The sequence below is a fragment of the Streptomyces sp. NPDC051109 genome (assembly GCF_044455885.1).
In the GTDB taxonomy this organism is placed as follows: Bacteria; Actinomycetota; Actinomycetes; order Streptomycetales; family Streptomycetaceae; genus Streptomyces.
On record NZ_JBITFF010000019.1, the window covers coordinates 38,249 to 53,247 of the forward strand.

At 71.0% G+C, this 14,999-nt stretch carries 14 protein-coding genes; 9 read left to right on the forward strand and 5 right to left on the reverse strand.

What is annotated here, in order from left to right:
* Positions 1 to 30 precede the first annotated feature (30 nt).
* Entirely contained in the window at positions 31 to 2,118 is a 2,088-nt protein-coding gene (gene tkt, locus ACIBAD_RS28560; RefSeq protein ID WP_134074945.1) for a transketolase, read from the reverse strand.
* Positions 2,119 to 2,373: 255 nt separating this feature from the next.
* On the opposite strand from tkt, the gene ACIBAD_RS28565 reads away from it, so the two are divergent.
* From ACIBAD_RS28565 to ACIBAD_RS28575, 3 genes are all read left to right on the forward strand, one after another.
* Positions 2,374 to 3,321 carry a heme o synthase gene (locus ACIBAD_RS28565; RefSeq protein WP_166682185.1) on the forward strand — a complete coding sequence of 316 codons (948 nt, stop codon included), beginning with the start codon at positions 2,374 to 2,376 and terminating at the stop codon, positions 3,319 to 3,321.
* A gap of 39 nt (positions 3,322 to 3,360) precedes the next feature.
* Positions 3,361 to 3,705: a hypothetical protein gene (locus tag ACIBAD_RS28570; protein ID WP_134074943.1), complete on the forward strand. Its 345-nt coding sequence runs from the start codon at positions 3,361 to 3,363 to the stop codon at positions 3,703 to 3,705.
* A 106-nt stretch (positions 3,706 to 3,811) separates the two neighbouring features.
* The gene (locus ACIBAD_RS28575) at positions 3,812 to 4,939 is read left to right on the forward strand and encodes an amidohydrolase family protein (RefSeq protein WP_398909422.1); all 1,128 of its coding nucleotides are present in this window, start codon (positions 3,812 to 3,814) and stop codon (positions 4,937 to 4,939) included.
* A gap of 27 nt (positions 4,940 to 4,966) precedes the next feature.
* Here the strand turns inward: ACIBAD_RS28575 and ACIBAD_RS28580 are convergent, their stop codons facing one another.
* From ACIBAD_RS28580 to ACIBAD_RS28595, 4 genes are all read right to left on the reverse strand, one after another.
* Positions 4,967 to 5,935 carry a COX15/CtaA family protein gene (locus tag ACIBAD_RS28580; protein ID WP_134075766.1) on the reverse strand — a complete coding sequence of 323 codons (969 nt, stop codon included), beginning with the start codon at positions 5,933 to 5,935 and terminating at the stop codon, positions 4,967 to 4,969.
* Positions 5,936 to 5,960: 25 nt separating this feature from the next.
* Positions 5,961 to 7,109, reverse strand: a complete 1,149-nt coding sequence (locus ACIBAD_RS28585) for a hypothetical protein (RefSeq protein WP_166682151.1) — start codon at positions 7,107 to 7,109, stop codon at positions 5,961 to 5,963.
* Positions 7,110 to 7,193: 84 nt separating this feature from the next.
* The gene (locus ACIBAD_RS28590) at positions 7,194 to 7,961 is read right to left on the reverse strand and encodes an ABC transporter permease (RefSeq protein ID WP_134074941.1); all 768 of its coding nucleotides are present in this window, start codon (positions 7,959 to 7,961) and stop codon (positions 7,194 to 7,196) included.
* Positions 7,958 to 8,884, reverse strand: a complete 927-nt coding sequence (locus ACIBAD_RS28595; protein ID WP_134074940.1) for an ABC transporter ATP-binding protein — start codon at positions 8,882 to 8,884, stop codon at positions 7,958 to 7,960. The genes ACIBAD_RS28590 and ACIBAD_RS28595 overlap by 4 nt, the downstream gene beginning before the upstream one ends.
* A 361-nt stretch (positions 8,885 to 9,245) precedes the next feature.
* Between ACIBAD_RS28595 and ACIBAD_RS28600 the strand changes: the two genes are divergently transcribed.
* The 6 genes from ACIBAD_RS28600 (at position 9,246) to ACIBAD_RS28625 (ending at position 14,991) form a co-directional block, all read left to right on the forward strand.
* Complete coding sequence (locus ACIBAD_RS28600; protein WP_030160379.1) at positions 9,246 to 9,989, forward strand: metalloregulator ArsR/SmtB family transcription factor; 744 nt, start codon at positions 9,246 to 9,248, stop codon at positions 9,987 to 9,989.
* Positions 9,986 to 11,401 (forward strand): Fe-S cluster assembly protein SufB, encoded by a 1,416-nt coding sequence (gene sufB / locus ACIBAD_RS28605; protein WP_134074939.1) that lies wholly within the window; start codon positions 9,986 to 9,988, stop codon positions 11,399 to 11,401. Before ACIBAD_RS28600 ends, sufB begins: the two co-directional genes overlap by 4 nt.
* Before the next feature lie 69 nt (positions 11,402 to 11,470).
* A complete protein-coding gene (gene sufD, locus ACIBAD_RS28610; RefSeq protein WP_134074938.1) occupies positions 11,471 to 12,649 on the forward strand; it encodes a Fe-S cluster assembly protein SufD in 1,179 nt (392 codons plus the stop codon).
* Complete coding sequence (locus tag ACIBAD_RS28615) at positions 12,649 to 12,966, forward strand: bifunctional 3-phenylpropionate/cinnamic acid dioxygenase ferredoxin subunit (protein WP_030858990.1); 318 nt, start codon at positions 12,649 to 12,651, stop codon at positions 12,964 to 12,966. Before sufD ends, ACIBAD_RS28615 begins: the two co-directional genes overlap by 1 nt.
* A 7-nt stretch (positions 12,967 to 12,973) precedes the next feature.
* The gene (gene sufC, locus ACIBAD_RS28620) at positions 12,974 to 13,738 is read left to right on the forward strand and encodes a Fe-S cluster assembly ATPase SufC (protein ID WP_134074937.1); all 765 of its coding nucleotides are present in this window, start codon (positions 12,974 to 12,976) and stop codon (positions 13,736 to 13,738) included.
* Positions 13,735 to 14,991, forward strand: a complete 1,257-nt coding sequence (locus ACIBAD_RS28625; RefSeq protein ID WP_030858993.1) for a cysteine desulfurase — start codon at positions 13,735 to 13,737, stop codon at positions 14,989 to 14,991. The genes sufC and ACIBAD_RS28625 overlap by 4 nt, the downstream gene beginning before the upstream one ends.
* Positions 14,992 to 14,999 lie beyond the last annotated feature (8 nt).

Sequence of the window (14,999 nt, forward strand, 5' to 3'; positions counted from 1 at the left end):
TTGCATCTCCTACTGGTTCGTGTACCGGTGTCAGCGCGCGGCGGCGGTGATCGATTCCTTGGCGGCGGCGGTCACGGCCTCGGGGGTGAAGCCGAACTCGCGGAAGAGCACCTTGGCGTCGGCGGAGGCGCCGAAGTGCTCCAGCGAGACGATCCGGCCGGCGTCGCCGACGTAGCGGTGCCAGGTCAGGCCGACCCCGGCCTCGACCGCGACGCGCGCCTTGACGGACGGCGGCAGGACGCTGTCCTTGTACGCCTGGTCCTGCTCCTCGAACCACTCGACGGACGGCATCGAGACGACGCGGGCCGGGATGCCCTCGGCCTGCAGCGCCTCGCGCGCGGCGACGGCGAGCTGGACCTCGGAGCCGGTGCCGATCAGGACGACCTGGGCGTCGCCCCCTTCCGCCTCGAAGAGCACGTACCCGCCCTTGGCGGCGTCCTCGTTGCGCTCGTAGGTCGGCACGCCCTGGCGGGTCAGCGCCAGGCCGTGCGGGGCGCCCTTGCCGAACACCTTGGTGTGGCGGCGCAGGATCTCGCGCCAGGCGATGACGGTCTCGTTCGCGTCGGCCGGGCGGACCACGTTCAGGCCCGGGATGGCGCGCAGCGAGGCGAGGTGCTCGATCGGCTGGTGCGTCGGGCCGTCCTCGCCGAGGCCGATGGAGTCGTGCGTCCACACGTACGTCACCGGCACGTGCATCAGCGCGGACAGGCGGACGGCGTTGCGCATGTAGTCGGAGAACACCAGGAAGGTGCCGCCGTAGATGCGGGTGTGGCCGTGCAGCGCGATGCCGTTCATGGTCGCGGCCATGGCGTGCTCGCGGATGCCGAAGTGGAGGGTGCGACCGTACGGGTCGGCCTCCGGCAGCGGGTTGCCCTTCGGGAGGAAGGACGAGTGCTTGTCGATCGTGGTGTTGTTGGAGCCGGCCAGGTCGGCCGAACCGCCCCACAGCTCAGGGATGACCGCGCCGAGCGCTTCGAGCACCTTGCCGGAGGCCGCGCGGGTGGCGACGCCCTTGCCGGTCTCGAAGGCGGGGAGCTCGTCCTCCCAGCCGGCGGGCAGCTCGTTGGCGTTGATGCGGTCGAACTCGGCGGCGCGCTCCGGGTTGGCGGTGCGCCAGGCGGAGAAGTCCTTCTCCCAGGCGGCCTTGGCCTCGCGGCCGCGGTCCAGCGCCTTGCGGGTGTGCGCGAGGACCTCGGCGGAGACGTCGAAGCTCTTCTCCGGGTCGAAGCCGAGGACGCGCTTGGTGGCGGCGACCTCGTCGTCACCGAGGGCCGAGCCGTGCGAGGCCTCGGTGCCCTGGGCGTGCGGGGCCGGCCAGGCGATGATCGAGCGCATCGCGATGAAGGACGGGCGTCCGGTCTCGGCCTTGGCCGCGGCCAGGGCCTCGAACAGCGCCTTCGGGTCGAGGTCGCCGTTCGGCTGCTGCGCGACGCGCTGCACGTGCCAGCCGTACGCCTCGTAGCGCGCCAGGGTGTCCTCCGAGACGGCCGTCTCGGTGTCGCCCTCGATGGAGATGTGGTTGTCGTCCCACAGCAGCACCAGGTTGCCGAGCTTCTGGTGGCCGGCCAGGGCGGACGCCTCGTGGGAGATGCCCTCCTGGAGGCAGCCGTCGCCCGCGATCGCGTAGACCATGTGGTCGAACGGGGAGGTGCCCGGGGCGGCCTCCGGGTCGAACAGGCCGCGCTCGTAGCGGGCGGCCATGGCCATGCCCACCGCGTTGGCGACGCCCTGGCCCAGCGGGCCGGTGGTGGTCTCGACGCCGGCCGTGTGGCCGTACTCCGGGTGGCCGGGGGTCTTGGAGCCCCAGGTGCGGAAGGCTTCGAGGTCGGCGAGCTCCAGACCGAAGCCGCCGAGGTAGAGCTGGGTGTAAAGGGTGAGGGACGAGTGCCCCGCGGAAAGCACGAAACGGTCGCGGCCCACCCACTCGGGGTCCGCCGGGTCGTGCCGCATCACCTTCTGGAAGAGGGTGTACGCGGCGGGGGCCAGGCTCATCGCCGTACCGGGGTGGCCGTTACCCACCTTCTGGACGGCGTCGGCGGCCAGGATGCGGGCGGTGTCGACGGCCCGCTGGTCGAGATCGGTCCAGTCGAGCTCTGTGGTCGTCGGCTTGGTGCTCACCGTGGGTCAGGGCTCCTCTCCACATGTCTGTTACCCGGTGACGAACGGTGCACCGGCGCGATTCCGAGCCTACCCCCGTGACGGCGTGCAGCTATTCGAGTGCCCGCAGTCCGTCATGACGTCGGCGGCTCCGATCGGACCAACACGAGGCGACCCCCGCGCGGGGCGACGTAAGTGCAACGTCTAGAGTGGCGTGGTACGTGCGAGCCTTCAGCGGACCTTTATGTCCGGAGCTTGCTGGTTTCTCTGTCAGGGGTGTGCGTGACGGCCGTCGAATCCCGTCCAGCGGGGGTGCTCGGGACGAGCCCCGGTCACCGGCCGTTCGGGGCCCGGGTCATGGCTTTCGTGGCTTTGACCAAGCCGCGGATCATCGAACTTCTGCTGATCACCACAGTGCCGGTGATGTTCCTCGCCGAGCAGGGCGTGCCGTCGCTGTGGCTGGTCCTCGCGACCTGCTTCGGCGGGTACTTGTCCGCGGGCGGCGCCAACGCGCTGAACATGTACATCGACCGCGACATCGACGCGTTGATGGACCGCACCGCGCAGCGGCCGCTGGTGACCGGCATGGTGAGCCCGCGCGAGTGCCTGGCCTTCGGCATCACGCTCGCGGTGGTCTCCACCTTGTTCTTCGGGCTGCTCGTCAACTGGCTGTCGGCCGCGCTCGCCCTCGGGGCGCTCCTCTTCTACGTCGTCGTCTACACGATGCTGCTGAAGCGGCGCACCGCGCAGAACATCGTCTGGGGCGGCATCGCGGGCTGCATGCCGGTGCTCATCGGCTGGTCCGCCGTCAAGAACGAGGTCTCCTGGGCCGCCGTCATCCTCTTCCTCGTCATCTTCTTCTGGACGCCGCCGCACTACTGGCCGCTGTCCATGAAGGTCAAGGAGGACTACGCGCGCGTCGGCGTGCCGATGCTGCCGGTCGTGGCGGGCAACAGGGCCGTGGCGCGCCAGATCGTCCTCTACAGCTGGGTGATGGTGGCGGTCTCGCTTCTGCTGACCCCGCTGGGGTACACCGGCTGGTTCTACACCGGGGTCGCGCTGGCGGCCGGCGGCTGGTGGCTGTGGGAGGCGCACGCGCTGCACGCGCGGGCCAAGGCGGGCGTGACGGGCGCGAAGCTCAAGGAGATGCGCCTGTTCCACTGGTCGATCACGTACGTGTCGCTGCTGTTCGTGGCGGTGGCCGTGGATCCCTTCCTCCGCTGACGCTTCCTCCGTTCATTACCCGCCGGTAGCATGGTCTCCATGGCAGACACCACGGCGGACACCGCAGACAAGAAGCAGGACCGGAAGGCCGCGAAGCTGGCCCGGCAGATCGGCGCGTTCGCCAAGCACCACGGCGGCGCCGAGGGCCAGCTCGCCCACATCGGCCAGGCCGGCACCCGGATCGTCCTCGTCGGCACGGACGGCGGCTGGGGCGACCTGGTGGCCCCGACGTACTCGGTGGCCCGGCTGGCCGCCGAGAAGGCCGGCCTGACCCTCCACGAGGAGTTCGACGGCGAGTTCGCCGCGCGTGTCAAGACCGGCCCGTACGAGTGGTCGCGGATGGCCGGCATCCAGCTCGGCGGGGCGGCGAACCCGGCGGCCTGATCGCGGAGGTGGCCGCTCGGTCAACAGCGCGAGCAACACCTCACACCCCGCTCACCCGTTAGGACGTGTGGAAGCCCCTTCCTCACGTCCGCAACGGGATGCCCGGATGATCGAAACGCCGCCCCTGGTGGACCAGTACTGCCACGGAGTGCTCCGCACGGAGCTGGGCCTCGGCACCTTCGAGGCCCAGCTGATCTGCTCGGCCGGCCCGCCCGCCGCCGGGACCACCTTCTTCGACACCCAGACCGGTTTCGCGGTGCGCCGCTGGTGCCCGCCGCTGCTCGGGCTGGAGCCGCACTGCGCCCCCGCCCGGTACCTGGCCCGGCGGCGCGAGCTGGGCGCGGTCGAGTCCGGGCGCAGGCTGCTGCGGGGCTCGGGCGTCGCCGCCTACCTGGTCGACACGGGAGTGCCCGGCGACCTCACCGCCCCCAAGGAGCTGGCGCTCGCGGGGGACGCCGACGCCTTCGAGGTCGTACGGCTGGAGCTGCTGGCCGAGCAGGTCGCCGACACCTCCGGCACGGTCCCCGCCTTCCTCGCCAACCTCGCCGAGGCCGTCCACCACGCCGCCGCGGCGGCCGTGGCCTTCACCTGCGGTGCGGACGCGGGGTACCCCGCGGTGCTCGGGCGGGACCCCGAGCCGCCCGGTCCGGGGGAGGTGCGGGGGGCGGCCGACCGGTGGCTGGCCCGGCGGCCCAAGGGCGGGGCCGTACGGGACCCCGTGCTCCTGCGGCACCTGCTGTGGAGCGCGGTGGCGACCGGGCTGCCGATCCAGCTGCACACCGGGGCGGGTGCGGGGGAGCCGGGGCAGCGCCCGGAGCGGGCCGATCCGGCGCTGCTGACGGAGTTCGTACGGGCCACCGCGGGACTCGGCACCCGGCTGGTGCTGCTCGGCGGATACCCGTACCACCGGCACGCCGCCCAGCTGGCGGCGGCCTTCCCGCACGTCCACGCCGATCTGGGCGCGGCGCTCGGGCAGAGCGGCGCGCGGGCGGCGGGGGTGCTGGCGGAGGTGTTGGAGCTGGCGCCCTTCGGCAAGCTGCTCTTCTCCAGCGGCGGGCGCCGGCTGCCAGAGCTGCACGCGGTGGGCGCCCTGGTGTTCCGGGAGGCGCTGGGCCGGGTGCTGGGCGGCTGGGTCGGCGAGGGCGCCTGGTCCTGGCGGGATGCCGAACGGGTGGCGGCCATGGTCGCGGCGGGCAATGCCCGCCGCGTCTACCGGCTGGACGAGCGCGGGTGAGCGACGCGGCGGCGGGGCCGCGCCGGCTCAGACGGAGGAGAGCTGCGGGTCGGCCTGCGCCGGGATCTCCGCCTGGGTCGCGGGCCGCTCGCGGAGGCCGAGCGCCACGCGGAGCACGGCGATCCACACCAGGCAGGAGCCGAGCATGTGGGCGGCGACCAGGGCCTCGGGCACGTGGGTGAAGTACTGGACGTAGCCGATGCCGCCCTGCGCGAGCAGCACGATCAGCAGGTCGCGGGCGCGGGCCCGGGTGTCGATCGGAGCGTCGACCACCCGCAGCACCAGCCACATGGCCACGGCGAGCGCGCACACCACCCAGGCGGAGACCGCGTGGACGTGGGCGATGGCCGCCCAGTCGAACGGCATCCGCTTGATCTCGCTGCGGTCGCCCGCGTGCGGACCGGAACCGGTGACCACGGTGCCCGCGGCGATCAGCACCAGGGTGGTCGCGATCAGGGCCCAGGAGAGCTTGCGCACCGGCCCGGGGACGCGCGGCCGGGGAGCGGTGTCGCCCTCGCGGGTGCGCTGCCAGGTGACCGTGGTGACCGTGATCAGCGAGGTGGCGAGCAGGAAGTGCCCGGCCACGCTGTACGGGTTGAGCCCCGTCAGGACGGTGATGCCGCCGAGGACCGCGTTGCCCATCACGATGAGGAACTGGAGCCAGCCGAGCCTCGTCAGCGACCGGCGCCACGGCTTGGCCGAGCGGGCCGCGACGATGCACCAGCCAACGGCCGCGCAGAGCACGTACGTCAGCATGCGGTTGCCGAACTCGATGGCCCCGTGGAAGCCCTGCTCCTGGGTCACGATCAGGCTGTCGTCCGTGCACTTGGGCCAGGTGTCGCAGCCGAGACCGGAGCCGGTCAGCCGTACCGCGCCGCCGGTGACGACGATGAGCACGCTCATGACGAGCGCGGCGAGGGCGGCCCGCCGGACGATGCGGGGGGACGGGGTCCAGCGGTTGGCGAGGTAAGCGAGAGGGGTCAACACGGCCCTTATCGTACGCGGAGCCTTGTGCAAACTTTCACGAGGGGGTGCCCGCAGCTCCGCCCGGCGCCGAGTCGGGCGCGACCGCCCTGTGGAACCGGGCTCCCGCGGGGTCCCCTTCCTCGTGCCACCAGACGCGGACGCGCCAAGGGACGCCGTCGCCGGGGTAGTCGGCGGACGCCGCGAACGCGCGTATTAATTCGTTCCCTATATCCTCTGCTGTCCTGTTCCTCACTTCTGTTCCGCTGTGCCAGGGATGCTCCTGTACGTTCCACACGCCGTCAGGACCGCGCACCTCGAAGCGCCACACCGCGAGCCAGGGCGTGACCTCCAGCATCGTGCGCACCTGTTCGGCGCCGAGGTGCAGCCGGGCGGCGATCTCGGGCTCGGCCACGCCCTGGATCCGGGCCGCCACCACGGCCTGGGGCAGCAGGGGTTCGGGGAGCAGGCCCTGCGCGCGCAGGCTCACCAGGGAGTCGAAGGACAGGAAGCGCAGCCGCAGTTCGAGCTGGCGGCCGATGTGGTCGAGGGCCTCCTCCGCCTCCTGGGCCTCTTCCGCACCGGGGGCCGCGAGCAGCAGTTGGCGGAAACCGCCCTCCGCGTCCACCGCCCAGGCCACCGCCTCCTCGGCGGAGCCCAGCTCGGCGAGACGGTCCCCGAGGAACACCTTGGCCTGCGCGAGACCGCGCCGGTTGACCGGATCCTGCTGGTCCAGGCCCGCCCACACCTCGACCGCCGCCCGGGTCAGGTCCAGGGCGCGCTCGCCCGCCGCCCGCTCCATCGCGCTCGGGACGGACTCGGCCCGCGGGCCCAGCGGGTAGCGCGGCAGCCGCGCCTCGTCGCTCAGCGGCCAGGACAGCCAGACACCCTGGTTGATCATGCCCCGGGCGTACCAGCGGGCGTACTCGGGGGCGTACCCGGCTGCCTGCTGCGCATGACGCAGCCCCTCCTCCACGGCCGAGAGGGCACCGGCCCGGTCACCGCCGGCGAACCGGCGGGCCGCCAGGTCGCCCAGGCGCAGACCGAGCCGCGCCGCGCACTCCGGATCGGTCCGCGCCGGCTCGCGCAGCGCGCCGATCAGCTCCGTCAGCAGCGCCTCGGCCTCGGCCGGCGCCGCCCGTGCGGCCCCCGACCGGATCCGTGCCCATTGCGCGTCCAGCCGTAGAACGTCTTCCCGCTGCGCCATGTCCGCCCCCCGGCGTCCTGGTGTGCACCGCCCCCTCGGGGCGGCGCCCATCCTCCTGCCAGGCCAACGTCCGGGGGAGGGGATTCACTCCCAGCGGAACAGCTTCGCGGCGGCGCCGAGTCCGAGAACGGCCCATGCGGCGAGCACGGCCAGGTCCCCCCACGGCAGCCCGGCGCCGTGCCACAGCACCTCGCGCAGGCCGTCGGACAACGCCGAGATCGGCAGCAGCCCCAGGGCGGACTGCACGGCTCCGGGGAACTTCTCCATCGGCACGATCACCCCGCCGCCGACCAGCAGCAGCAGGAACACCAGGTTGGCGGCGGCCAGCGTGGCCTCGGCCTTGAGGGTGCCCGCCATCAGCAGCCCGAGCCCGGAGAAGGCGGCGGTGCCCAGCAGGACGAGCGCGGCGACCGCGAGCGGGTCGCCGTGCGGGGACCAGCCCAGCGCGAGGGCGATCACCGTCAGCAGCGCGATCTGGAGCACCTCGGTGACCAGGACGGACAGCGTCTTGGCGGTCATCAGCGCCCAGCGCGGCAGCGGCGAGGCGCCGAGCCGCTTGAGCACCCCGTAGCGGCGGTCGAAGCCGGTGGCGATGGCCTGGCCGGTGAAGGCGGTGGACATCACGGCCAGCGCCAGGATGCCGGGCGCGAGGAAGTCCACGGAGTTCTCGGCGTCCGTGTCCACGATGTCCACGGCGGAGAACAGCACCAGCAGCAGCGCCGGGATGATCACGGTCAGCAGCAGCTGCTCCCCGTTGCGCAGCAGCATCCGGGTCTCCAGCGCGGTCTGCGCCAGGATCATGCGGGACACGGGCGCGGCCCCCGGGGCGGGGGTGAACGTACCGGCGCTCATGCGCGCAGCTCCTTACCGGTCAGCTCCAGGAACACGTCTTCGAGGCTGTGCCGCTCCACCGAGAGGCTGTTCGGCATCACCCCGTGCTGGGCGCACCAGGAGGCGACGGTGGCCAGCAGCTGCGGGTCCACCGCGCCGGTGACCCGGTAGACGCCCGCGGTGAGCTCGGCGGCCTCGGTGCCGTCGGGCAGCGCCTTGAGCAGCGAGCCGAGGTCGAGGGCGGGCCGTCCGGTGAAGCGCAGGGTGTTCTCGGCGCCGCCGCGGCACAGCTGCTCGGGGCTGCCGTGGGCGATGACCCGGCCGGCGTCGACGATGGCGACCTCGTCCGCGAGCTGCTCGGCCTCGTCCATGTGGTGGGTGGTGAGGATGACGCTGACCCCGTCGGCGCGCAGTTCCCGTACGAGGTCCCAGGTCGCGCGGCGGGCCTGCGGGTCGAGCCCCGCGGTCGGCTCGTCCAGGAAGACCAGTTCGGGGCGGCCGACCACGGCCATGGCCAGGGCCAGGCGCTGCTGCTGGCCGCCGGAGAGGCGGCGGTAGGCGGTACGGCCGCAGCCGCCCAGCCCGAGCCGCTCGACCAAGGCGTCCACGTCGAGCGGCCGGGCGTACAGCTTGGCCATGTGGCGCAGCATCTCGACGGCGCGGGCGCCGGAGTAGACCCCGCCGGACTGGAGCATCACGCCGATCCGCGGGCGCAGTGCCTCGGCCTGGGCGACCGGGTCGAGGCCGAGGACGCGGACGGTGCCGGCGTCGGGGCGGCGGTAGCCCTCGCAGGTTTCCACGGTGGTGGTCTTGCCCGCGCCGTTGGGGCCGAGGACTGCGGTGACCGAGGCCTTGCGGACGGTGAGGTCGAGACCGTCCACCGCTGTTTTGGGCCCGTACCGCTTCACCAGTCCGCGGATCTCCACGGCGGGGTCATTGCTCATGCGGGTGAGTCTACGGAGCCGCAGAAGGGGTCCCGGGTCCCGGGGTGGAGGGCTTTCGGACGTGCGTGCCGATTACTTTTCCGGGTGCGCCGCCCGGATGGACCAGTCGGTTTCGGTGATCTTTTCCGCCCTCGGTGTGCGCCGCATCAGGGCCCCCGAGGGTCGGGGGATCGCTGGTGGGAGCGGTGCACCGGCGCACCTGAGGGGCTCGGCAGGGATGCGGAGTAATCCCGTCCACCTCACTCTGCGTAGAGAAATTAGGTAACCCTTAGTGATAGAGGCCACCAGGGGTGGCGTCCGTCACGGCTTGTCGGGGCTCGACTAATTACGCAACAATGGCGTTGTGAAATACGGCGAACGGATGATCGAGACCCCCCAGGGGGAACTCGCTACCGGGGAGCGGTCAACCCGCAACCGGGTCGCGCGCTCCATCCTGGACCACGGTCCCTCGACCGTCGCCGACCTCGCAGCGCGTCTCGGCCTCACCCAGGCCGCCGTCCGCCGCCACCTCGACACGCTCGTCGCCGACGACGTGGTCGAGCCCCGCGAGCAGCGCGTCTACGGTGCGCGCACCCGGGGCCGGCCCGCCAAGGTCTTCGCGCTGACCGACTGCGGCCGCGACGCGTTCGACCAGTCCTACGACTCGCTCGCCGCCGACGCACTGCGCTGGATCGCGCAGGCCGCCGGCGGGGGCGAGCAGGGAGAGGCGGCCGTCGCCGCCTTCGCCAGGGCGCGCATGGACGCACAGGCCGAGACCTACCGGGAAAGCCTGGACGCCGCCGCCCCCGCGGAACGCACCGAGGCCCTTGCCAAGGCGTTGACCGCGGACGGGTACGCTGCTACGGCGAAGAGCGCTCCCGGTCCGCACAGCGGTGAACAGCTCTGCCAGCACCACTGCCCGGTCGCCCATGTCGCCGAGCAGTTCCCGCAGCTCTGCGAGGCGGAGACCGAGGTCTTCTCCCGCCTGCTCGGGACGCACGTGCAGCGCCTCGCCACGATCGCCCACGGCGACGGGGTGTGCACCACCTTCATCCCGCGGGGCGCGGGCACCACCCAGAACGACACATCAGCATCTGCAAGTACGGCCGGGAGGAACCCCGCATGACCACGGAGACTGCTCACCCTGAGCTCGATGGCCTGGGCACCTACGAATACGGCTGGGCCGACTCCGACGCGGCCGGCGCCGCTGCGAAGCGCGGCCTGTCCGAGGACGTCGTCCGGGACATCTCGGCGAAGAAGAACGAGCCCGAGTGGATGCTGAAGCTCCGCCTCAAGGGCCTGAAGCTCTTCGACAAGAAGCCCATGCCGACCTGGGGCTCCGACCTCTCGGGCATCGACTTCAACAACATCAAGTACTTCGTGCGCTCCACCGAGAAGCAGGCCGCTTCGTGGGAGGACCTGCCCGAGGACATCAAGAACACGTACGACAAGCTCGGCATCCCGGAGGCGGAGAAGCAGCGCCTCGTCGCCGGTGTCGCGGCCCAGTACGAGTCCGAGGTCGTCTACCACCAGATCCGCGAGGACCTGGAGGAGCAGGGCGTCATCTTCCTCGACACGGACACCGCGCTCAAGGAGCACCCGGAGCTCTTCCAGGAGTACTTCGGCACGGTCATCCCGGTCGGCGACAACAAGTTCGCGTCGCTGAACACCGCCGTGTGGTCGGGCGGCTCGTTCATCTACGTGCCCAAGGGCGTCAAGGTCGACATCCCGCTCCAGGCCTACTTCCGCATCAACACGGAGAACATGGGCCAGTTCGAGCGGACGCTGATCATCGTCGACGAGGACGCGTACGTCCACTACGTCGAGGGCTGCACCGCCCCGATCTACTCCTCGGACTCGCTGCACAGCGCCGTGGTCGAGATCATCGTGAAGAAGGGCGGCCGCTGCCGCTACACGACGATCCAGAACTGGTCGAACAACGTCTACAACCTGGTCACCAAGCGCGCCGTGGCGTACGAGGGCGCGACCATGGAGTGGATCGACGGCAACATCGGTTCCAAGGTCACCATGAAGTACCCGGCCGTCTACCTGATGGGCGAGCACGCCAAGGGCGAGACCCTCTCCATCGCCTTCGCGGGCGAGGGCCAGCACCAGGACGCCGGCTCCAAGATGGTCCACATGGCGCCGAACACCTCCTCGAACATCGTCTCCAAGTCGGTGGCGCGAGGCGGCGGCCGCACCTCGTACCGCGGCCTGGTCGAGATCGGCGAGGGCGCCCACGGCTCCAAGTCCAACGTGCTCTGCGACGCGCTCCTGGTCGACACGATCTCCCGGTCGGACACGTACCCGTACGTGGACGTCCGCGAGGACGACGTCTCCATGGGCCACGAGGCCACGGTCTCCAAGGTCTCCGAGGACCAGCTCTTCTACCTGATGAGCCGCGGTCTGACGGAGTTCGAGGCCATGGCCATGATCGTGCGCGGCTTCGTCGAGCCCATCGCGCGCGAGCTGCCCATGGAGTACGCGCTGGAGCTCAACCGGCTGATCGAGCTGCAGATGGAGGGCTCGGTCGGCTAGTCCCGGCCGACCGCCCTCCCCGCAGCACATTCTTTAGACGTAGACACGAGAGCGAGCAAGACGACAGCCATGGCTGAGGCTCAGAACATTCCGGCGGGTTCGACCACCGCCGGCGCGATCGCGGTGGCCGCCGAGTCCACCGTCGCCACCCGGATGAGCGCACCCCCGTCCTTCGACGTGGCGGACTTCCCCGTCCCCCACGGCCGCGAGGAGGAGTGGCGGTTCACCCCGCTGGCGCGCCTGCGTGGTCTGCACGACGGCACCGCGGTCGCCAACGGCACCATGAAGGCCCAGATCGACGCGCCCGAGGGCGTCACCGTCGAGTCGGTGGAGCGCGACGACGCGCGCATCGGCAAGGCCGGCACCCCGGTGGACCGGATCGCCGCCCAGGCGTTCACGTCCTTCGCCAAGGCCACGGTCGTCACCGTGCCCAAGGAGGCCGTCCTGACCGAGCCGGTGCGCGTCTCGCTGCACGGCGAGGGCGGCACGACCTTCGGGCACACCGTCTTCGACGTCCAGGCCTTCGCCGAGGCCGTCATCGTCATCGACCACACCGGTGACGGCGTGCGCGCCGCCAACGTCGACTTCCTCGTCGGCGACGGCGCCAAGCTCACCGTCGTCTCCGTGCAGGACTGGGACGACACCGCCGTCCACTGCTCCCAGCACAACACGCTGGTCGGCCGCGACGCGACCTTCAAGTCGATCGTGGTCACCTTCGGCGGCGACGTCGTACGCCTGCACCCGCGGATCAGCTACGCGGGCCCCGGCGGCGAGGCCGAGCTCCTCGGCCTGTACTTCACGGACGCCGACCAGCACCAGGAGCACCGCCTCCTGGTCACGCACGACGCCCCGCACTGCAAGTCGCACGTGGTCTACAAGGGCGCGCTGCAGGGCGAGGGCGCCCACGCCGTCTGGATCGGCGACGTCCTCATCCAGAAGAGCGCCGAGGGCACCGACACCTACGAGATGAACCGCAACCTCGTCCTGACGGACGGCGCGCGGGTCGACTCGGTGCCGAACCTGGAGATCGAGACCGGCGAGATCGTCGGCGCCGGCCACGCCTCCGCGACCGGCCGCTTCGACGACGAGCAGCTCTTCTACCTCCAGGCCCGCGGAATCCCGGCCGACGAGGCCCGGCGCCTGGTCGTGCGCGGCTTCTTCGCCGAGCTCGTCCAGCAGATCGGTGTCCCGGACATCGAGGAGCGCCTGCTCGCCAAGATCGAGACCGAGCTTGAGGCGTCCGTCTGATGACCTACGTGAAGGCCTGCGCGCTGAGCGAGCTGGAGGAGAACACCCCGAAGCGGGTGGAACTCGACGGCACGCCGGTGTCCATCGTCTCCACCGAGGGGGAGGTGTTCGCGATCAACGACATCTGCTCGCACGCGAACGTCTCGCTCTCGGAGGGCGAGGTCGAGGACTGCATGATCGAGTGCTGGCTGCACGGGTCCTCCTTCGACCTGCGCACCGGCAAGCCCTCCGGTCTGCCCGCGACCCGCCCGGTTCCCGTATACCCCGTAAAGATCGAAGGGGGCGACGTGCTCGTCTCCCTCACCCAGGAGTCCTGAGGTATCCATGGCAACGCTTGAAATCCACGACCTGCACGTCTCCGTCGAGGCCGAGAACGGCGCCCGCGAGATCCTCAAGGGTGTCGACCTCACCGTCAAGGCCGGCGAGACGCACGCCATCATGGGTCCGAACGGCTCCGGCAAGTCCACGCTGGCGTACTCGCTCGCCGGCCACCCGAAGTACACCATCACCAGCGGCACCGTGACCCTGGACGGCGAAGACGTCCTGGAGATGTCCGTCGACGAGCGCGCCCGCGCCGGCGTCTTCCTCGCCATGCAGTACCCGGTCGAGGTCCCCGGCGTCTCGGTCTCCAACTTCCTGCGCACGTCGGCCACCGCCGTCCGCGGCGAGGCCCCGAAGCTGCGCACCTGGGTGAAGGAGGTCAAGTCCGCGATGGAGCAGCTCCAGATGGACCCGGCCTTCGCCGAGCGCAACGTCAACGAGGGCTTCTCCGGCGGTGAGAAGAAGCGCCACGAGATCCTCCAGCTGGAGCTCCTCAAGCCGAAGATCGCGATCCTCGACGAGACCGACTCCGGCCTCGACGTCGACGCCCTGCGCATCGTCTCCGAGGGCGTCAACCGCGTCCGCGAGACCGGTGAGGTCGGCACCCTGCTGATCACCCACTACACGCGCATCCTGCGCTACATCAAGCCCGACTTCGTGCACGTGTTCGCGAACGGCCGCATCGCCGAGTCCGGTGGCGCCGAGCTGGCGGACCAGCTGGAGGCCGAGGGCTACGACAAGTACGTGAAGGGTGGCGCGACCGCGTGACACAGCTGCCTGGCCTCCTCGACATCGAGGCGATCCGCAAGGACTTCCCCCTTCTGGATCGTGTGGTCCACGACGGGAAGAAGATCGTTTACCTGGACAACGCGGCGACTTCGCAGAAGCCGCGCCAGGTGCTCGACGCGCTGAACGAGTACTACGAGCAGCACAACGCCAACGTCCACCGCGGCGTGCACGTGCTCGCCGAGGAGGCCACGGCGCTGTACGAGGGCGCCCGCGACAAGGTCGCCGCCTTCATCAACGCGCCGAGCCGCGACGAGGTGATCTTCACCAAGAACGCCTCGGAGTCGCTCAACCTGGTCGCGAACATGCTCGGCTGGGCGGACGAGCCCTACCGGGTCGACCGCGAGACCGAGATCGCCATCACGGAGATGGAGCACCACTCCAACATCGTCCCGTGGCAGCTGCTCTCGCAGCGCACCGGCGCGAAGCTGAAGTGGTTCGGCCTCACCGACGACGGCCGGCTCGACCTGTCCAACATCGAAGAGGTCATCACGGAGAAGACGAAGATCGTCTCCTTCACGCTGGTCTCCAACATCATGGGCACGATCAACCCGGTCGAGGCGATCGTCCGGCGCGCGCAGGAGGTCGGCGCGCTGGTCCTGATCGACGCCTCGCAGGCCGCTCCGCACATGCCGCTGGACGTCCAGGCGCTCGGCGCCGACTTCGTGGCCTTCACCGGCCACAAGATGTGCGGCCCGACCGGCATCGGCGTGCTCTGGGGCCGCCAGGAGCTCCTGGAGGACCTGCCCCCGTTCCTCGGCGGCGGCGAGATGATCGAGACCGTGTCGATGCACGCCTCGACGTACGCCCCGGCGCCCCACAAGTTCGAGGCGGGTACGCCCCCGATCGCCCAGGCCGTCGGCCTCGGCGCGGCCGTGGACTACCTCACCGCGATCGGCATGGACAAGATCGCCGCGCACGAGCACGCGATCACCGAGTACGCGGTGAAGCGCCTCCTGGAGGTCCCCGACCTGCGGATCATCGGCCCCACCACGGCCGAGGACCGCGGCGCCGCGATCTCCTTCACGCTCGGTGACATCCACCCCCACGACGTCGGCCAGGTCCTGGACGAGCAGGGCATCGCGGTCCGCGTGGGACACCACTGCGCGCGCCCGGTCTGCCTGCGCTACGGAATTCCCGCGACCACGCGGGCGTCTTTCTACCTGTACTCCTCTCCGGCCGATGTCGACGCGCTGATCGACGGGCTGGAGCACGTACGGAACTTCTTCGGCTGACGAGGGCG